This window comes from Rhizobium sp. CG5 (assembly GCF_023701945.1).
Lineage (GTDB): Bacteria > Pseudomonadota > Alphaproteobacteria > Rhizobiales > Rhizobiaceae > Allorhizobium.
On the sequence record NZ_JABAEF010000022.1, the window covers coordinates 1 to 19233 of the forward strand.

Here is a 19233-nt window from a genome sequence, read left to right on the forward strand (position 1 = left end):
CCCGCATCCCCGCCCCCAAAACCTGTGCCACACTTGTCCCGTTCCGCCTTCGGATACACCGGTCTGCGTTGCCGCGGGCCGGCGCTTTTGGGGAGCCTTTGACGCGGGGCGAGCCGGGAGGCGTTGTGGGAAATGGACCTGCCAGCAGCAATGATGGCGTGCGGGTGCGAAAGCCGGTGTTTTCCGGATCTTGCACCCTGGGACATCATACCAAGTCTCGATGATGGAAACCGATAGGTTTTCATCATCGAGACTTGGTATCGGGATGGCGACCGGTCGGACGGCGGGGTTTTCACAAAAACCTGCCGGAACGGCGCGACGATGCTGCGGTCGACAGGTCTGCGGAGCTCCATCGCCGTGCCTTGAAAACGGCCTTTCGGACGGCCCGGGCAGCGAAAGCACAACAACGATACCAAGCCCGCGAGCCGATCTCTGACAAAGATGCCAACAGCCCGTAGAAAGGCCAGAGCCAGGACGACAGACCGCCGAACGGGGTGCCGGCAGGTGCCATTGTTTTTGAAATTTCAACAGGGCAGCTCCGGCACCCCGTCCGACCAGACTGTTTTCACCCGGAGGGATTTTTGGCCCGGCCGGTGTCCTGTCACGCCCGTTCCGAGCGTGCCGACTTTTACGAAAACCCGTGCCATTGCGGCACAGACCGGCCGCGGCCGACAGATTTCGTCAACCCTGCTCGTTCAGCATTCCTGAACGGCGATCGGCTACAAGGACAACAGTTGCCCCCAGAGGACCCGGCCGATGAGCCTGAATGCGATGATGAACAATGCCGTATCGGGCCTGCAGGCTCAGACCACGCGGCTGTCGGCCACATCCAACAATGTGGCGAATGCGCTGACGCCAGGCTACGACCGCTCCGTAACCTCGCTCACGTCGCGGTCCTTAGGCGGCGTCTCCGCCTCCGTCGCGCCATCGGGCGAGCCCACCCTGCCCGGCTCTTCCAATGTCGATCTTGGCACCGAAATGCTCGACCTGATCGAAACGGAGTTGAGCTATAAGGCCAATGCCTCGGTGTTCGAGGCCGGTGCCGACATGTGGGATGTGCTGATGAGCATCAAGCGCGACTGAGCTGTCGTCTGCCCCATGAGCAACGCAGCCGGGAAAAAAGCCGCATGTCCCAGCTGTCTATGTCGTAGACGCCGACATCCATTCGGCCAGCACAGAGCCGAGCGCCACCAGCCCGAACAACACCATGACACCGCCGGAAATCCGAGAAACCCAGGTGGCAAAGCCTTGCGGCAGACGCTTATGCAGCAGCGCCACGGTGCCGCTTAAGAAAAACCACCAGGCGAGCGATCCGACAAAGACACCGGCCACCACGATGGCGGCCTCAAGACCCTCGCCGGCCTCAGCCAGGCCAAGCCCGGCGAAGATCGCCGCAAAGGACAGGATGGTGGCCGGATTGGTGACGGTCAGCAGGAAGGTCGCGGCCGCGGTGCTCAGCAGATCGCGCGCGCCGACGGTCGCGGCCACCACCGGGGGTTTGGGCTGAAAGCTCTTCCAGCCGAGCCACAGCAGGAACAGGCCGCCGACCAGCCGCAGCGGCAGGGAGATCCCATCGAGCACCGAGGCAAAGACGGCGAAACCGGCCGCCGCCATCAGCGCATAGGCGCCATCGGCCAGCGCGGTGCCCAGCCCGCCGGCCACGCCGGCCCAGAAGCCGCGTTCCAGGGTGCGGGAGATGCACAGCGCGCCGATCGGCCCGAGCGGCGCGGCAATCGCCAGCCCCAGCAGCAGACCCTTGGCAAAGAGCAGGATCGAAAGGGTCATGGCGAGGTCGCTCCATCGGTCAGGGTGCGCTCGACAGCCGAGGACAGGGCGATCATCGTTTCCGAGCGGGCGAGATAACGGCGCTCTTTCAAGAGCGACAGGAAATCCTCGATATCGCCGATGACCGGCAGCCGCACCTTCATCAGATAGGACCAGCCACCGGTGACATGGTGGCATTCCAGCACCGCCGGGTGGCTGGCGGAAAAGCGCCGGAATTCCCCCTCGTCCGCATCGGCGGCGAGCGCCACGAAGACGAAGGCCAACACGGGATAGCCGAGGCTGTCCGGGTCCGCCTCGACGGTAAAGCGCCGAATGACGCCGCTCGCATGCAGGCGGCGAATGCGCTCGTTGACGGCGGAGGCCGACAGCTCGACGCGCTCGCCGATATCGGCAAGGGAGCGCCGGGCGTCGGCGGCGAGTAATCCGATGATTTTGCGGTCGATGAAATCCATGTCCGCAATATATGCGGCATTTTCCAGATATTCAACGTTATTTATTGTTCGGCTCGGATATTCCGCATGATCGGTCGCGAAAGCGGTCTGCCGCCGCAAGAGTTGCGGTCAGACATAAAAAAACCGGCACAGGGCCGGGCTTCGCATGCGTCTCTGTCGAGCCGGTCAGTTGCTGACCGCGGCCGCCCCCTGCTCGCGCGCCAGAAGGGCCAGATCGGCGGCCTTCAATTCCACCGATTCGCCGCAGCCGCAGGCCGAGGTCTGGTTGGGATTGTGGAAGGTGAAGCCGGCGCGAAGCGTCGTCGTTTCGTAGTCCATCTGCGTGCCGAGCAGGTAGAGAACGGCGGACGGTTCGATCCAGACGCGGGCACCGTCGCGCTCGATCAGGTCGTCCTTGGCATGGGGCTCGGTGACGAGGTCGATGGTATATTCCATGCCCGCGCAGCCGCCCTTCTTGATCCCGACTCGGACGCCCATGGCCTCCGTTGCGGAATTCTCGACGATCGCCTTGACGCGGGCAGCGGCCGCTTCCGTCAGGCTCATCACAGCAAATCCCATCTCAATTCTCCTTCCGCAGCCGGGTTCAAGGTCCGGCGCTTCGAATAACAATGTAAGATCGGTGCGTTAACCGATCAATACCACCCGGACTGTTCCGGATGGTGCATCGCTGGCGTCCAGAGCGTTTCCGCTTTTCTTCGAATCGCGAGAACACTCTGTCCTTTTGTTTTTACGCAATTCCGGACGCAAAACCGCTGCGCACTTTTGCTGGAATTGCTCTAGTACCAGCCGATCGAGACCTGCGCCTCTTCCGACATGCGGTCCGGGGTCCATGGCGGATCGAAGGTCATCTCGACATCGACGCCGGAAATGCCCTCGACGGCGCTCACCGCATTGTGCACCCAGCCCGGCATTTCGCCGGCCACCGGGCAGCCGGGCGCTGTCAGCGTCATGACGATCTTGACCATGCGGTCGTCCTCGATGTCGATCTTGTAGATCAGCCCGAGTTCGAAAATATCGGCCGGAATTTCCGGGTCGTAGACGGTCTTCAGCGCGGCGATGATATCGTCGCTGAGACGCGCCACCTCGTCGGCCGGAATGGACGTGTGCACGATGCCGTCCCGGACATCCGGCTTTGCTTCGCTCTGGTTGACACTCATCAATCTATCCTCATGCAAAGAAGGTGCGGGCATGGTCGAGCGCATCGGCAAGAGCATCGACCTCGGCACGGGTATTGTAAAGGCCGAACGAGGCCCGGCAGGTAGAGGTCACGCCGAAACGGGCCAGCAGCGGTTGGGCGCAATGGGTGCCGGCGCGCACCGCCACGCCCTGCCGGTCGATCAGCATCGACACGTCATGGGCATGGATGCCGGCCAGTTCGAACGAGAAGATCGCGCCCTTGCCCGGCGCATTGCCGAAAATGCGCAGGGAATTGATGGCCGACAGCCGTTCATGGGCATAGGCCGCCAGATCCGCCTCATGGGCGGCAATCGCCTCGCGTCCGAGCGTCTCCATATAGTCGAGCGCATAGCCAAGCCCGATCGCCTGGACGATCGGCGGCGTGCCGGCCTCGAACCGGTGCGGCGGATCATTGTAGGTGACGGTCTCCTCGGTCACCTCGACGATCATTTCGCCGCCGCCCATGAAGGGCCGCATCTCTCTCAGCCGATCGGCCTTGCCATAGAGGATGCCGATGCCGGACGGGCCATAGAGCTTGTGGCCGGTCATCACATACCAGTCGCAGTCGATATCGCGGACATCGACCGGCATATGCACGGCGCCCTGGCTGCCATCGACCAGCACCGGGATGCCGCGTTCATGGGCGATCCGGCAGATCTCCTTGACGGGAACGACCGTGCCGAGCGCGTTCGACATGTGGGTGATCGCGACGAGCTTGGTCTTGTCCGTGAGACTGTTCTCGAAGGCCTCGATATGGAAGGCACCGTTTTCGTCGACCGGCACCCAGACGATCTTGGCACCCTGGCGTTCGCGGATGAAATGCCACGGCACGATGTTGGAGTGATGCTCCATGATCGAGATGACGATCTCGTCGCCTTCACCGATATGCGGCATGCCATAGCCATAGGCCACCGTGTTGATCGCCTCGGTCGAGGATTTGGTGAAGATGATCTCGTCCACCGATCCGGCATTCAGGAAGCGCCGCACCTTTTCGCGCGCCGCTTCATAGGCGTCGGTTGCCGCATTCGACAGGAAATGCAGGCCGCGATGCACATTGGCATATTCGTTGGAATAGGTATGGCTGATCGCATCGATCACCATCTGCGGCTTCTGCGCCGAGGCACCATTGTCCAGATAGACCAGCGGCTTGCCATAGACCGTGCGCGACAGGATCGGGAAATCCCGCCTGACGGCTTCCACGTCGTAAGCTGCGCCGGAACTGGCGAATTCAGGCTTCATAGCTGATAAACTCCATGAGCGACCCGTCCGGATCGCGAAAATAAAGGCTTATACCCTCACCCAGCGCGCCGAAGCGCCGCACCGGTCCCAATTCCACCGCCACGCCCTCATGCTCGAGATGGGCTTTCGCGGTGTCGATCGGCCCGTGCCAGCGCAAGCACAGGTCGCTGTTTCCCGGCATCACCGGCACCCGCGCCAGCGGGTGGGCGGGTACGCCCGGCCCATGGACGTTGAGCTGTTGCTGCCCGAAGCGGAATACATAGCCGCCATCCGGCCGGGCAATGGCCTCGGCCCCGATCACCCGCGTATAAAAGTCCCGCGCCTGCTCCCAGTCGGACACATGGATAACGCAGTGGTCGAGGCTGACGCGCTCACTCATGGCTTTCCAGCCAGTCGGCAATCACGCCCTCCAGCGCTTCGATCAGCGGTTCGTCATCGAGTTCCTCGACGATCTCGGCGACGAAGGCATTGATCAGCAAGGCACGCGCCGGCTTTTCCGGAATGCCGCGGGCCATCAGGTAATAGAGATGCTTGTGGTCGATATCGGCCACCGTCGCACCATGGGCGCATTGTACGTCATCGGCGAAGATCTCGAGTTCCGGCTTGACCAGCATCTCGGCTTCGTCCGACATCAGCAGCGTGTTGCAGGCCATGCGGGCATCGGTCTTCTGGGCATCCTGGGCGACCCGGATCTGCCCCTGGAACACGCCCTTGGCGCGATCGAACACGACATTGCGGACGATCTCGGTGGAGGTGGTGTTGGGCAGGTCATGGCCGAGCGTCATGGTGACGTCGGTATGGCTCTCGCCGCCGAGCAGGTTGACGCCGCGCAGGGTGAAATCCGAACCTTCACCGGCGGTGAAGACATGGATCTCCTGGCGAACGAGCTTGCCGCCGGCATTGATCACGAAGAGGCGGAACTTGACGTTCGCGCCCATCTCGACCTTGATCTGCCCGAGATGGGTATCCTCAAGCCCTTGCGCCTGCACGATGATCCAGGTGACCTCAGCGCCGTCGCCGATCTTGATATCGCTGACGGTCGAAACGAAGGCAGCGCCTCCGGCTGCGTTCAGATGACGCTCGATGACGGTCGCCTTGCTGGCACTGCCGAACTCGACCGGGAAGCGGCCATGCACCTGGCCGGCGCCATGGATCGCCTGCAGTTCCAAAGGCTGTTCCAGTTCGGTGCCGGCCGCAATCGACAGGACATAGCCGTCGCGCACGAAGCTGCCGTTGATCCGGCCGATCGCATCGTCACGGTCATAGGCGATGAGGCCGGCAGCGGCACTGCCGTCCGTCAGGGCCGCACCGTAGGAGACGACGCTGACGCCGTCCGGACCGCTTAAAGCCACGGCCTTGCCGTGTTCGAAGGCCAGCACGGTGGCGCCCGGCACGATGGCGGCAACAGCCCTGCCTTCGGCTCCCGGCGCATTGTCCGGGATCGCCCGCAGCAGGGATTTCAGGTCGGTGTAGTGCCAGGATTCGATTCGGCGCGTCGGCAGACCGCCGCGCTTCAAGTCATCGAACAGCCGGTCGCGGGCGGCAAGCACCGCGCCGTCACCCGGCAATTCGCCGATCTGGTCCGTATAGGTTTCCAGAAGGGCCGCCTCGGCGGCCGTCGGCCGATTGGCTGCCTGAATGTTCATGGGCATGCTCCTTTCCGCCGCGATCAGGCCGCTTCACCGATGATATCGGCATAACCGTTCGCTTCGAGTTCCAGGGCGAGGCTCTTGTCGCCAGTCTTGATGATCTGGCCCTTGTAGAGGACGTGGACGGTGTCGGGTACGATATAGTCGAGCAGGCGCTGGTAATGGGTGATGACGATCACCGCCCGGTCCGGCGACTTCAGGGCGTTGACGCCATCGGCAACGATCTTCAGGGCGTCGATGTCGAGGCCGCTGTCGGTCTCGTCGAGAATGCAAAGGTTTGGCTCCAGCAGCGCCATCTGCAGGATTTCGGCGCGCTTCTTCTCGCCGCCGGAAAAGCCGACATTGAGCGGCCGCTTCAGCATGTCCATGTCGATCTGCAATCTGGCAGCGGCATCCTTGACGCGGCGGATGAAGTCCGGCGTCGTCAGTTCGGCTTCGCCGCGCGCCTTGCGCTGCTCGTTCATCGCCACTTTCAGGAACTGCATGGTGGCGACGCCGGGAATTTCGACCGGATACTGAAAAGCCAGGAAAATGCCCTTGGAGGCGCGCTCGGCGACATCCAGGCCGAGGATGCTCTCGCCGTTATAGAGAATGTCGCCCTCGGTGACCTCATAGTCGGTGCGGCCCGACAGGATATAGGACAGCGTCGACTTGCCGGAGCCATTCGGCCCCATGATGGCAGCGACTTCGCCGGCCTTGACCGTCAGGTTTAGGCCGCGGATGATTTCGGTACCGTCTTCAGCGATACGGGCATGGAGATTGCGAATTTCAAGCATGGTTCTCTTCCAAATTCAAATGTTGCTCTTACGGAACGAGGGCGCGCCTTCAAGCGCCGCTCCTGCTCATTCCACGATGTCTAGACGCTTGCCGATGCGTTCGAGCTGAAGTTTGACCGACGCGATGTCGCCATCCTGCGCCGTTTCATGAGACATGAAGGCAGCCATATGCTGTTTCATCGACCGCATTTCACTGCGAATCCCACGGATCTCTTCACCCATTCCAGCAATCTCGGCCCGCAGGGCGCGCAAATGCTCGAGAATGAGATGCTCGACCTTTTCGTTCATCACCCAACGCTCCCCTCCAGCGAAATGCCGATCAGCTTCTGGGCTTCGACGGCAAATTCCATCGGCAGTTCCTGGATGACTTCGCGCACGAAGCCGTTGACGATCAGGGCGATCGCTGCTTCCTGCGGAATGCCGCGCTGCAGGCAGTAGAACAGCTGATCCTCGGAGATCTTCGAGGTGGTGGCCTCGTGTTCGAACTGCGCCGTCGAGTTCTTCGCCTCGATATAGGGCACCGTATGGGCACCGCAGCGATCGCCGATCAGCAGGCTGTCGCACTGGGTGAAGTTGCGGGCATTCTCGGCCTTGCGATGGGTCGAGACCTGGCCGCGATAGGTGTTCTGGCTGACGCCGGCGGCGATGCCCTTGGAGATGATGCGGCTCGACGTGTTCTTGCCGAGATGGATCATCTTGGTGCCGCTGTCGACCTGCTGATGGCCGTTGGAGACCGCGATCGAATAGAATTCGCCGCGCGAACCGTCGCCACGAAGGATGCAGGACGGGTATTTCCAGGTGATCGCCGAGCCGGTCTCGACCTGGGTCCAGGAGATCTTGGAATTCTTGCCGCGGCAATCGCCGCGCTTGGTGACGAAGTTGTAGATGCCGCCCTTGCCGTCCTTATCGCCGGGATACCAGTTCTGGACCGTCGAATACTTGATCTCGGCATCGTCCATCGCCACCAGTTCGACGACGGCCGCATGCAGCTGGTTCTCGTCGCGCTGCGGCGCGGTGCAGCCTTCGAGATAGGAGACGTAGGCGCCCTCTTCGGCGATGATCAGCGTGCGCTCGAACTGGCCGGTGTTCTTCTCGTTGATACGGAAGTAGGTCGACAGTTCCATCGGGCAGCGAACGCCCTTCGGCACATAGACGAACGACCCGTCGGTGAAGACGGCGCAGTTCAGCGTCGCATAATAGTTGTCGGTCGGCGGAACGACCGTGCCGAGATATTTCTTGATCAGATCGGGATGTTCGCGGATCGCCTCCGAGATCGACATGAAGATCACGCCGGCCTTTTTCAGCTCTTCCTTGAAGGTGGTGACAACCGAGACCGAATCGAACACCGCATCGACGGCGATGCGCGACGATTTCACGCCGGCCAGCATTTCCTGCTCTTTCAGCGGGATGCCGAGCTTTTCGTAGACCTTCAGCAATTCCGGATCGACTTCTTCCAGCGAAGACGGGCCGGCCGTACTTTTCGGCGCGGCATAGTAATAGATATCGTTGAAATCGATCTTCGGATAGTTGACGCGGGCCCAGCTCGGCTCTTCGAGCGTCAGCCAGCGGCGGTAGGCGTCGAGGCGCCATTCCAGCATCCATTCCGGCTCGTTCTTCTTGGCCGAAATGAAACGAACGATGTCCTCCGACAGACCCTTGGGGGCCTTGTCGACTTCGATCATCGTCTCGAAACCGTATTTATATTGATCGACATCGATCTGGCGCACCTGATCGATCGTCTCCTGCACTGCAGCCATCTGCGTTCTCCAATCTCGCCGGGTCCAAGGTCCGACGGCTTGTCAACGTTTGAAGCGGGGTTCCGCTTCTATGTGGTGGTCAGGGGCAAAATTTCACCCCTATGGTCCTGCGGAAAATTGATTTTCCGCAATTATGCCGCCCTTATCACGCGGCTTTGCCCGAGAGTCCACGCCGCGCACCGATCTTGCCGAAGATTTCAACGGCCCGGTCGATCATCGCCGCATCCGTGGCAGGCCCTAGAGACAGTCTCAGCCCGCCGGTCTTGGCGTCCAGCCCCATGGCATTCAGCACATGGCTCTCGCCGCCCTTGCCGGAGGAGCAGGCAGCCCCCGCCGAAAGCGCCAGGCCTTCCAGATCAAACGCGATCTGCCCGGTTTCCGCCTTCAGGCCCGGCAGCGTGAAGAAACAGGTATTGGCCAGCCGCTCGACGCCCGACCCGTGAATGACCACATCCGGGGACGCCTTGCGCATGCCGTTTTCCAGCCTGTCGCGCAAGGCGCGGATTGCCGCATTGCGCGGTTCGATGTCTTTTGCAGCCAATGCCGCCGCCACACCAAATCCGGCGATCGCCGCCAGATTTTCCGTGCCGCCGCGATGGCCTTTTTCCTGACCGCCGCCGCGGATCAGCGGCACGGGCATCAGGGTCTCGCCGCGCGCCACCAGGGCGCCGGCACCTTTGGGGCCACCCAGCTTGTGGGCCGAGAGGATGATAAAATCCGCGTCCAGCGCAGTGATATCGATCGGCATGCGGCCGGCTGCCTGCACGGCATCGACCACCAGCAGACCGCCATGGGCATGGACGAGCCTTGCCGCTTCCGCCACCGGCTGGACGATGCCGGTCTCGTTATTGGCCAGCATGATGGCCACCATCGGCAGGCCGGCTTCGCGCGGATGAGCGTTGAGTGAAGCCTCCAGCGCGGCCAGATCGACGATGCCGGACGGCAGGACTGTTATCTCGGACATGGCCTCTGCGTCGAACCGACCGCCCAACCGAACGGCCGGATGTTCGATCGCCGAGACATACAGACGGGAGGCGGCAAGCGGCGCGCGGCCCATGCGCAGATGCGGCGTCAGCACATGGTTGGCAGCCTCGGTGGCACTGCTGGCAAAGATCACATTGGCAGGCGCAGCCCCGACTAGGTCGGCCACCTGGCGCCGCGCCGTCTCGATCATGGCGCGGGCGGCACGGCCTTCCTGATGCACAGACGACGGATTGCCCGACAGCACAAGCGCGTCCAGCATGGCCGTGCGTGCCTCGTCCAGAAGCGGCGCCGTGGCATTCCAGTCGAGATAAATGCGCTCTTTCGCCATGTTATCGTCCGGATTCCGATGCGTTCTGGCCGTTCGGCGCATTTTCCTTGAAATGAGCGACGGGCTTGTCCTATGACACGTTCCAACAGGTATAACAGCCATACCAGTTTCGAACAATTCTAAACTGAGTTCTAGAAAAGTTGACTGGTCCCGTCAAGTCATCTTGCCGAATTGAACGGGATCGGACACAAAAAAAGACACGGACCGGAGTATCTATGCCCGAAGTCATATTCAACGGCCCCGCGGGTCGCCTTGAAGGCCGCTATCAGCCATCCAAGGAAAAAAGCGCCCCGATCGCCATCATCCTGCATCCGCATCCGCAGTTTGGCGGAACGATGAACAACCAGATCGTCTACCAGTTGTTCTACATGTTCCAGAAGCGCGGCTTCACGACCTTGCGGTTCAACTTCCGCGGCATCGGCCGCAGCCAGGGCGAATTCGACCATGGCGCCGGAGAATTGTCGGATGCGGCTTCCGCGCTCGACTGGGTGCAGAGCCTGCATCCGGATTCGAAAAGCTGCTGGGTCGCCGGTTATTCGTTCGGCTCCTGGATCGGCATGCAGCTCTTGATGCGCCGGCCCGAGATCGAAGGCTTCATGTCGATCGCGCCGCAGCCCAATACCTACGACTTCTCCTTCCTCGCCCCCTGCCCGTCGTCCGGCCTGATCATCCATGGCGACAGCGACAAGGTGGCGCCTGAAAAGGACGTCCAGGGTCTGGTCGACAAGCTGAAGAGCCAGAAGGGCATCCTGATCACCCACAAGACGCTGCCCGGCGCCAACCATTTCTTCAATGGCCAGGTCGATACCCTGATGGGCGAATGCGAAGACTATCTCGACCGCCGCCTCGAAGGCGAACTGGTCCCCGAACCGGCCGCCAAGCGCATCCGGTAACCAGAGATATGCGGATCGTGGTCGATACGAACGTTTTCATAAGCGCTTGTATCGGCCGCGGTGATGCTTCCAAGGTGATTGAGGCGTGCATCGAAGGCAGGGCGGTGCCCTTGATCGGCAAAGCGCTTTATCTTGAATACGAGGACGTCATAGCGCGAGACGATATTTTCAGACGCGCCCGCCTCAATTTAGCAGAGCGAAATGCGCTCTTCGATATCTTCCTTGGCAAGTGCGACCGTCCGGACGTATACTTCAGATGGCGTCCTAACCTCAGCGATGAATCCGACAATCACATCATGGATCTCGCGGTCGCCGGAAATGCTCGCTTTGTCATCACAAGCAATACGCGTGACTTCCGAGGCGCCGAACTGAGATTTGAGCATATAGCGGTCGTCAGCCCCACACGCTTTCTCGAGGAACTCAACCGATGAACGCGATCAGTATAGAACTCCCAAAGGATCTTCGAGACAAGATCGAGGCGATCGCGTCCGAGCGCAACATTCCTGTGGCAGAGCTTTATCTCGACATGACCCGAGCGATGATCGAGGACTACGACGTGGAACGGCGATTTCGTGAGCGGGCGGAGCGCGGCAAAGGGCGCGAGGCCGAAGCGCTCGCGTTGTTGCGGCGGTAGTTCCGTCTGCCGCCTTATCCGATTGTATAACGGTATCTATGGAGCCAATGCGCACTATAGCTCCGTCAGAACCCCGCCCGACACCGGCGCCCTGACACCCGTCGTTGCCGGATAGGTCAAGGGCAGGCCCATGAGCGACCGCACGGCCAGATAGGCCCAAGCCTCCGCTTCCATGGCATCTCCATCGAAACCGGCTTCCTCGGCCGACAGGACGACGGCACCGTGCCCTGCTGCGAGGTCCTTCAGATCCGCCATGATCACCCGATTGAGCCGACCGCCGCCGCAGATGACAAAAGCCTTCGGCATAAAGGGCAGATGACCCGTCGATTTGATCACCGACGCGGCGCTGACATAGGCGAGCGTCCGGGCGCCGTCGGACAGTTCGGCCTCGCCGCCGGACGGCGGCAGAAAATCGTTGCGGTCGAGCGACCGGCGGCTGTCGGCGGTGAAGAACGGATTGTCGAGATAACGATCGGCCAGAGTGTGGACGATCCGGCCCTCCGAGGCGATCATGCCGCCCTGGTCGAAGGGAATGCCGGCATGGGCCTCGACCCATTGGTCGATCAGGGTGTTGCCCGGCCCGCTGTCGAAGGCGGTGATCGTGCCGTCGCGGTCGATCGAGGTCAGGTTGGAGATGCCGCCGATATTGACGAAGCACACCGGCCACCGGGCGTCTTTCAACTGGGCTGCCAGCGCGGCGTGATAGGCCGGCACCAGGGGCGCGCCCTGCCCGCCATGCGCCATGTCATTGGCGCGCATGTCGTGGACCACGGCAATGCCGGTTTGCCGCGCCAGCAGCGGGCCGTCGCCGATCTGCACCGTCAGAGCCTCATCCGGGCGATGCAGCACGGTCTGGCCGTGAAAGCCGATCACATCGATATCGCCGGCCAAGAGATTGTTACCGCTCAGAAATCTTACAACAGACTCGGCATGACGTTGCGTAAGGTCGCGCTCCAGTGCCGCAAGGTCACCGGGACGGTCGGTCCTGCGCTTGATCGTCTTGGCCTCCTCCAATCCCTGCTTCAGGCGGTCGCGGAAAGCGGGCTCGTAGGCGACCGCCAGAAAGGGTCCGCGTTCGATGACGCGCTCGCCATCGGTTGCGACCATGGCGACGTCGATTCCATCCATCGACGTGCCGCTCATCAGGCCGATGGCCCGGTATATCCTGCCCAAATCCAAGATCCTTTCCCGACTCGCGATCGGTCTCATTGAAAACATTCATGGCCGAAACAGGTGCATATTTCAAAAAACAATGCTAAAGCGCCCGCGAATTTCCCCATTCAGACCACTCCAGAAAGCATGACTGCCATGACGAAGTTCAAGTCCGATTTCCTGCAGACGCTGTCCGAGCGCGGCTTCATTCATCAGGTCTCCGATGAAACCGGCCTCGACGACCTCCTGTGCAAGGAAACCGTGACGGCCTATATCGGCTTCGATCCGACCGCACCCTCGCTACATGCCGGCTCGCTGATCCAGATCATGATGCTGCACTGGTTCCAGGCGACCGGCCACCGGCCGATCTCGCTGATGGGCGGCGGCACCGGCATGGTGGGCGATCCCTCCTTCAAGGAGGAAGCCCGCCAGTTGATGACGGTCGACACGATCGAGGGCAACATTGCCTCGATCAAGCGGGTCTTTTCCAACTACCTGGCCTACGGCGACGGTCCCAAGGACGCGCTGATGATCAACAATGCCGACTGGCTGCGCTCGCTCAACTATCTCGAATTCCTGCGCGATGTCGGCCGGCATTTCTCGGTCAACCGCATGCTTGCCTTCGACAGCGTCAAGACGCGCCTTGACCGCGAGCAGTCGCTGTCCTTCCTGGAATTCAACTACATGATCCTCCAGGCCTATGATTTCGTAGAGCTTGCCCAGCGCACCGGCTGCCGGCTGCAGATGGGCGGCTCCGACCAGTGGGGCAACATCATCAACGGCATCGATCTTGGCCATCGCATGGGCACGCCGCAGCTCTATGCTCTGACCTCGCCGCTTTTGACCACCTCGTCGGGCGCCAAGATGGGCAAGTCGATGAATGGCGCCGTCTGGTTGAACCCGGACATGCTATCGGCTTATGACTTCTGGCAGTACTGGCGCAACACCGAGGATGCCGACGTGGCGCGCTTCCTGAAGCTCTACACCACGCTGCCGATGGACGAGATCGCTCGCCTGTCGGCACTGGGCGGCGCCGAGATCAACGAGGTCAAGAAGATCCTCGCCACCGAAGTGACGGCGATCCTGCATGGCCGTGCGGCCGCCGACGAAGCGGCGGAGACGGCGCGCAAGACGTTTGAGGAAGGTGCTATTGCCGACAACCTGCCGTCGATCGATGTGACCGCTGCCGAACTCGAAGCCGGCCTCGGCCTGCTGGGCCTGATCGTGCGGGCCGGTCTTGCCGCCAGCAATGGCGAAGCCCGCCGGCATGTACAGGGTGGTGCCGTGCGCATCAACGACAGCCAGGTCAGCGACGAACGTTTGATCATCGGCACATCGGATGTGACCGGTGATGGGGTGATCAAGCTGTCCCTGGGCAAGAAGAAGCATATGCTGGTGCGCCCTGCTTAAGCTGCCTCAGGGACAAAATCACTGACAGAACGGACCGGCGCGCAATCGCCGGTCTTTTTGTCTATTGAAACTCGAAAATCTGCCGGAACACGCCGGGCGCGATGATCGACAGCGGGTTGATCGCCAGCTTCGGCGTTTCCGTCGGCCCGGTCAGCTTGAAGGTGATGCCGAGCAGGCCGCGGTCCCGGCCATTGCCGAGCAGGATGCCGATGACCGGCAATTCGGCGAACAGCCGGTTCAGCCCGTAGGCCGGCATGAAGGTGCCGGTCATATCCATGTTTCCGGCGCCGTCGCGCACGGTGCCCTGAAAGGTCGCTCCGACCTGATGGCCGCGGACCACGCCGTTTTCGGTGCGCAGCGCACCGTCGGCATAGATCACCCTGGCAAAGGCGCGCTGAAATTTTTCCGAGCGCACGTCGATGTCGCGCTTCACCGCGCTGTTGAGGCTCTGGCCGTCGGCGCTGGCCGGGGTCGAGACAATCGACTGTAGCCGCTCCTCATCCTCGACGCCGAAATTGCGGATATCGATCGAACCGTTCCATTTCTGGCCGATATCGCCCCGCAGCTTGAAATCCAGCAAACCGCCGCGCATCCGGCTGTAAAGATCGGTCAGCCGCAGCAGAGCGCCGGCGTCGCTGGTGATGACAGACATTTCATTGCCGCGATCGCCTTTCTTGAGCTGCGAGACCACTGCCTCGCCGCTCTTGGTCGTGGCCTTCATATCAAGCGCCGTCGTCTTTCCGGCGCGCGTCGCATAGAGCATCGAGACGTTGCGCAGGGTCTCGTCGTTGAATCCTATAAGCGTGTCGAGTGCCAGTTCGACCGTTGCGCCGGTGCCATCGTCGTCGCCATCTTTCGCGCCAGCCCCCTGTGCCGAGGTCTTCATCATGGCCAGCAGCGGACGTGCATCGGCGGCAGTCCCCGACACGTTGACGCGGTAGATGCCTTTGACCAGACGCACCGATACCGCATAGTCGTCGGCAGGGGACAGGCGCATGCGGTTGAGATCGGCCGAAATCAGTCCGGTTTTGCCGATCTGCAGCTTGCCGGCTGCGCCAAACCCGTCGCCATCGAAGGTGAAATTGTCGATGGTGGTCACACCGTCCTTCTCGGCAAACTGCAGCTCGGTGTTCGCCTTGATGCCGCTGCCCTTGCTCCAGCCGACCCATGGCAGGGTCACCGTCGCGCGGGTCAGGTCGGCCTTGACGGACTGGTGCGTGTCATCGACACGGGCAATTTCCAAGGCGATCGGGCCATCGACCAGATCCTCCAGCCCCGGCGCCAGCTTCTTGCGGTCGGCATTGTCCAGGTCGAACCGGATGACACGCGTCCTTTCGACGGTCGAGCCAGTTTCCACCGGCTCGGTCAGGGAGACCTCCATCGGTATATCGTCGATCTTGCCCTTGGCCTCCAGCCGCGCCGACTGACGGTCGATGTCCAGGGTCCCGTCAAGACTGCTGATCCGGCGGCCGGCATAGTCAGGCTTCAGATCGACACCGGACAGGTTCATATGCGCCTTCCAGTCCGGTGGCGGCGGCTTCTGATCATTGATCAGACCGATCCGCGCCTCGACATCGGCGGACACATCGCCGCTGAAATCGCTGGCCTTGAAACCGGTGCGCTCCAGGGCGCCGATCGGCCGGAAGGTGACCAGTTCCGCCACCGCGTCGGCAGCGCCCGAAACCGCGATCTTCAGATCCGCCATCAGCGGCTTGCTATAGGTGTTTGCGATCATGAAATCGCCGCCGTCGACGCGCACCGTGCGCCCGGACGGAAAATAGGATGTGCCGCTGGCGATATTGACCTCGAGCCGCTGGCCTTTGAGATCGAAATGGGCCGCGGTGTCGCGGATCGGCGGAATGTCGCCGGCAATGTTCATGCGCGCATTGACGATGTCGAAGCTGATCTTCAACTCGTTTTCGTCCAGATCCAGCGGGTGCGGGATGACCGGAAGCCGGCCGGCCGGCAGGAAGACCTCGATGGACCCTTGCGTGATCGTTCCGCCATAGAGATTGGACATCACCCAGGCGCGCGGCTTCATCGCCATCCAATACGGCCACATCTGCTTGACCACGGATGTGTGCATGTCGGCAATCGAGCCGTTGAAGCGGATTTCCGGCGATTTGTCGCCGAAGCGGACATTGACGGTGCCCGTCATGCGGCCGGACGGAGTGGCGACCGTCAGATCGCCGATCTGCAATTCCCGGGTGCCGTGCAGGTAGCGGCCATAGGCCTTCATCGAGAACGGAATGGGCGTTTCACCCGACGTCGCCACCGAGGCCAGGCCGTCGTTGACGAGGAAATCGATGCCGATGCCCTTGCCCTGACCGGCGCCATCGGGCAGCCGGTCCAGATCGATCAGCCCGCCCGTAAACGGCATGCGCATCTGCCCGAAGACTGCCAGCGACGGCCTCAGTTCGATCGTCTGCTTGGTAAAATCGTAAGCCAGGTTGAGATTGGCTCGCGTCAGTTCCTGCTGATCGCCGTCGACATAGATCTGGCCCGGATGGGCCTTGACCGTTGCAGACAGGGATGCCGCGCCGCGCGCACTGCCACGACCGGCGGACAGGGCGATGTCCACCTTGCCGTCCAGTCCCTGACGGGGTTTGCCCTGGATAATCTTCAATAGAAAGGGGGTCACATGTACATCGGACAGGGTCGCGTTCAGGGATGTGGCGCGGTCGCCGCCACTCTGTGCCTCGGCGGTCAGCGTGCTGACATGGCCGTTGACCGAGAACTGTCCGTTGAACAGCAGCGCCCCGCTATCGCTGCGCCGCATCACCATATCATCGATCGAGACCGCCAGCGGCTTGGCGCCGGAGCCCAGCATGGCAATTTCGACGCCACCGATGCGCAGGCTGTCCAGCCCGCCGCGGGCAATGAAATCCCGGGCTCCGTCGATCTGCACGAATGCCGCCTCAAGCACCGCCGGGATCTCGTCGATGCGCCGGGATGCCAGATCGATCGATCCGCCTTTCGGCAAGAGCGAGGCATCGAGCGTCAGTCCCTCGGCCTCGACCTCGCTGACCGACACGCGCCCGCGCAGCAGCGACACGGGATCGAGCACGAGGCGGACGGCATCGATTCGTGACAGGACCTCGCCCGAGGTGGCGGCAATCACGGAGACGTTCCGGACTTCGAGCGCCAGATGCAGGGATTTCGAAAAGCGGATGGCCGTCGAGCCGATATCGGTCCGGTATTTGGGCCCGATGGCGGCCTGCAGGACGGATCGCGCTCCATTCGACAGGGTGCGGTCGAGCGACCCGGTCTCGACGGCGAGAACGACCAAGCCGGAGACGAAAATGGCAGCGAAAACAAGCCAGAGCGCGAATCGGCCAGCCCTGCCGGCGAACCGAACGCGCGCCGGGCAATGAACGATCAATGGGTCCTCGATCTGCGCGGATGGCAGATGATGCAGGGGCACGATATCCTGCTTCCGAAAACTGATCTTTTCGCCCCGGATGTCTCCCATGCGCTGGCGAATGTCTCCCGATAACGAATTGTTCCGGCAATGGCGATTGCTGGAAAACCTCAGCTGACTATATAGCGATATTGACGATAGTGATCCATAAAGCTGGCGAAAGAAAGGTGCACCATGACAGAACTGACGACCGGCAGCCCGGCCCCCGATTTTACAATGCCCAGCAGCGGCGGCGGCAGCCTGACCCTGTCATCCCTGCGCGGCGGGTCCGTCGTTGTCTATTTCTATCCCAAGGACGATACCAGCGGCTGCACCACGGAGGCGATCGCCTTCTCGTCGATGGCCGCCGACTTCGCAGCTGCAGGCGCCACCGTGATCGGCATTTCGCCTGATTCGGTCAAAAGCCACGACAAGTTCATCGCCAAGCACGGATTGTCCGTTGTGCTGGGGGCCGACGAGGACAAGTCGGTGCTGGAGGCCTATGGCGTCTGGAAAGAGAAGAGCATGTACGGCAAGACCTATATGGGCGTCGAGCGCAGCACGTTCCTGATCGATCCGGACGGCAAGATTGCTGCGATCTGGCGCAAGGTGAAGGTTCCGGGCCATGCCGAGGCGGTGCTGAAGGCCGTTACCGAACTGCCCGCCCGCTGATGAGCGAGCCGCTGCCGCCCATCGCCTCGCTGCGCGCCGGTGCGACAGCCGCAATCGCGGCCAGCGATCTGAGGCTTAAGACGGGGCTGGCACAGGAAACCGCCCGGCGCTGGCATCAGCGCCGGCTGTCGCTGCGCTCGCCGCTCGATCCCGCCCTGCCGGAGCGACCCGGTCGGCCTGAAAAACCGGAGCTCGTGCGGCCGGGCCACACGGAGAAGCGCTCCCTGCACACGGTGCCCGGACGGATCGCCATGCTGCATGCGCTGGCGCATATCGAACTCAATGCCGTCGACCTTGCGCTGGACATCGTGGCGCGATTCGCCTCCGAACCGGTGCCGCATTCGTTCTTCGACGGCTGGATGCAGGTGGCCTTCGAGGAGGCCAAGCACTTCAACCTGGTCTGCGACCGGCTGCGGGCGCTCGGGGCTGACTACGGCGACCTGCCGGCCCATGACGGCCTGTGGCAGGCGGCGCATTCGACGCGCAACGACCTGACGGCACGGCTGGCCGTCGTGCCGCTCATCCTCGAAGCACGCGGTCTCGACGTCACCCCGTCCCTGCAGGACAAGATGCGCGAGACTGGCGACCTGGACAGCGCCGAGGTGCTGAGAATCATCTACGAGGACGAAAAAGGCCATGTGGCGATCGGCGCAAAGTGGTTCCGCTTCCTCTGTGCCCGCGAGCGCAAGGACCCGGCAAAGACTTTCCAGGCCCTGGTGCGCGCCAATTTTCGCGGCGCGCTGAAGGCGCCGTTCAACGACATCGCCCGGGCGGAAGCCGGCCTCACCCCTTCCTTCTACCGCGCCCTCGCCTCTATCAGCCACGCCTAAAAAAAGTGGCAATCCGGCCGAAAGACCGGCCCGATCCGTCGTCGGATCAAGGATTTATTAACCATAAGCGTGTGTAATCCAGTCAGCTCCCGGCTT

The 19233-nt window shown here is 62.1% G+C and carries 20 protein-coding genes; 7 read left to right on the forward strand and 13 right to left on the reverse strand.

The window, feature by feature from the left end; genetic code table 11:
- Window positions 1-756: 756 nt before the first annotated feature.
- Window positions 757-1083, forward strand: coding sequence for a flagellar basal body protein (locus HGO38_RS26175; protein ID WP_250958750.1), 327 nt, complete (start codon window positions 757-759; stop codon window positions 1081-1083).
- A 57-nt stretch (window positions 1084-1140) separates the two neighbouring features.
- Here HGO38_RS26175 and HGO38_RS26180 read toward each other — a convergent pair whose 3' ends face one another.
- The 11 genes from HGO38_RS26180 to HGO38_RS26230 all read right to left on the reverse strand — a co-directional run bounded on the left by HGO38_RS26180 (window position 1141) and on the right by HGO38_RS26230 (window position 10146).
- On the reverse strand, window positions 1141-1785 hold the full coding sequence (locus tag HGO38_RS26180; protein WP_250958751.1) for a LysE family translocator: 645 nt from the start codon (window positions 1783-1785) through the stop codon (window positions 1141-1143).
- Complete coding sequence (locus HGO38_RS26185; protein ID WP_250958752.1) at window positions 1782-2237, reverse strand: Lrp/AsnC family transcriptional regulator; 456 nt, start codon at window positions 2235-2237, stop codon at window positions 1782-1784. The genes HGO38_RS26180 and HGO38_RS26185 overlap by 4 nt, the downstream gene beginning before the upstream one ends.
- 165 nt (window positions 2238-2402) lie before the next feature.
- Entirely contained in the window at window positions 2403-2795 is a 393-nt protein-coding gene (gene sufA / locus HGO38_RS26190; RefSeq protein ID WP_250958753.1) for a Fe-S cluster assembly scaffold SufA, read from the reverse strand.
- Window positions 2796-3013: 218 nt separating this feature from the next.
- On the reverse strand, window positions 3014-3394 hold the full coding sequence (locus HGO38_RS26195) for an SUF system Fe-S cluster assembly protein (RefSeq protein WP_250958754.1): 381 nt from the start codon (window positions 3392-3394) through the stop codon (window positions 3014-3016).
- A 10-nt stretch (window positions 3395-3404) separates the two neighbouring features.
- The gene (locus tag HGO38_RS26200; protein ID WP_250958755.1) at window positions 3405-4652 is read right to left on the reverse strand and encodes a cysteine desulfurase; all 1248 of its coding nucleotides are present in this window, start codon (window positions 4650-4652) and stop codon (window positions 3405-3407) included.
- Entirely contained in the window at window positions 4642-5031 is a 390-nt protein-coding gene (locus HGO38_RS26205) for a VOC family protein (RefSeq protein WP_250958756.1), read from the reverse strand. Before HGO38_RS26205 ends, HGO38_RS26200 begins: the two co-directional genes overlap by 11 nt.
- A complete protein-coding gene (gene sufD / locus HGO38_RS26210) occupies window positions 5024-6298 on the reverse strand; it encodes a Fe-S cluster assembly protein SufD (RefSeq protein ID WP_250958757.1) in 1275 nt (424 codons plus the stop codon). The genes HGO38_RS26205 and sufD overlap by 8 nt, the downstream gene beginning before the upstream one ends.
- A 23-nt stretch (window positions 6299-6321) precedes the next feature.
- Window positions 6322-7077 carry a Fe-S cluster assembly ATPase SufC gene (gene sufC, locus HGO38_RS26215; RefSeq protein ID WP_250958758.1) on the reverse strand — a complete coding sequence of 252 codons (756 nt, stop codon included), beginning with the start codon at window positions 7075-7077 and terminating at the stop codon, window positions 6322-6324.
- Between the two features lie 66 nt (window positions 7078-7143).
- On the reverse strand, window positions 7144-7365 hold the full coding sequence (locus HGO38_RS26220) for a hypothetical protein (protein ID WP_250958759.1): 222 nt from the start codon (window positions 7363-7365) through the stop codon (window positions 7144-7146).
- Entirely contained in the window at window positions 7365-8834 is a 1470-nt protein-coding gene (gene sufB, locus HGO38_RS26225; RefSeq protein ID WP_250958760.1) for a Fe-S cluster assembly protein SufB, read from the reverse strand. The genes HGO38_RS26220 and sufB overlap by 1 nt, the downstream gene beginning before the upstream one ends.
- A 145-nt stretch (window positions 8835-8979) precedes the next feature.
- Window positions 8980-10146 carry a cysteine desulfurase family protein gene (locus HGO38_RS26230; protein ID WP_250958761.1) on the reverse strand — a complete coding sequence of 389 codons (1167 nt, stop codon included), beginning with the start codon at window positions 10144-10146 and terminating at the stop codon, window positions 8980-8982.
- Between the two features lie 215 nt (window positions 10147-10361).
- Between HGO38_RS26230 and HGO38_RS26235 the strand changes: the two genes are divergently transcribed.
- The 3 genes from HGO38_RS26235 to HGO38_RS26245 are packed head-to-tail and all read left to right on the forward strand — an operon-like array spanning window position 10362 to window position 11673.
- Window positions 10362-11039, forward strand: a complete 678-nt coding sequence (locus tag HGO38_RS26235; protein ID WP_250958762.1) for an alpha/beta hydrolase — start codon at window positions 10362-10364, stop codon at window positions 11037-11039.
- 8 nt (window positions 11040-11047) lie between these two features.
- A complete protein-coding gene (locus HGO38_RS26240; protein ID WP_250958763.1) occupies window positions 11048-11470 on the forward strand; it encodes a putative toxin-antitoxin system toxin component, PIN family in 423 nt (140 codons plus the stop codon).
- A complete protein-coding gene (locus HGO38_RS26245) occupies window positions 11467-11673 on the forward strand; it encodes a hypothetical protein (protein WP_250958764.1) in 207 nt (68 codons plus the stop codon). The genes HGO38_RS26240 and HGO38_RS26245 overlap by 4 nt, the downstream gene beginning before the upstream one ends.
- A gap of 54 nt (window positions 11674-11727) precedes the next feature.
- Here HGO38_RS26245 and HGO38_RS26250 read toward each other — a convergent pair whose 3' ends face one another.
- Window positions 11728-12846: an anhydro-N-acetylmuramic acid kinase gene (locus tag HGO38_RS26250; protein WP_250958836.1), complete on the reverse strand. Its 1119-nt coding sequence runs from the start codon at window positions 12844-12846 to the stop codon at window positions 11728-11730.
- Between the two features lie 135 nt (window positions 12847-12981).
- On the opposite strand from HGO38_RS26250, the gene tyrS reads away from it, so the two are divergent.
- Window positions 12982-14235, forward strand: a complete 1254-nt coding sequence (gene tyrS / locus HGO38_RS26255; protein ID WP_250958765.1) for a tyrosine--tRNA ligase — start codon at window positions 12982-12984, stop codon at window positions 14233-14235.
- A 61-nt stretch (window positions 14236-14296) separates the two neighbouring features.
- Here the strand turns inward: tyrS and HGO38_RS26260 are convergent, their stop codons facing one another.
- The gene (locus HGO38_RS26260) at window positions 14297-17659 is read right to left on the reverse strand and encodes a YhdP family protein (RefSeq protein WP_250958766.1); all 3363 of its coding nucleotides are present in this window, start codon (window positions 17657-17659) and stop codon (window positions 14297-14299) included.
- Between the two features lie 171 nt (window positions 17660-17830).
- On the opposite strand from HGO38_RS26260, the gene HGO38_RS26265 reads away from it, so the two are divergent.
- Entirely contained in the window at window positions 17831-18307 is a 477-nt protein-coding gene (locus HGO38_RS26265; protein WP_250958767.1) for a peroxiredoxin, read from the forward strand.
- The gene (locus HGO38_RS26270) at window positions 18307-19137 is read left to right on the forward strand and encodes a ferritin-like domain-containing protein (RefSeq protein WP_250958768.1); all 831 of its coding nucleotides are present in this window, start codon (window positions 18307-18309) and stop codon (window positions 19135-19137) included. The genes HGO38_RS26265 and HGO38_RS26270 overlap by 1 nt, the downstream gene beginning before the upstream one ends.
- The last annotated feature ends 96 nt before the right edge of the window (window positions 19138-19233 follow it).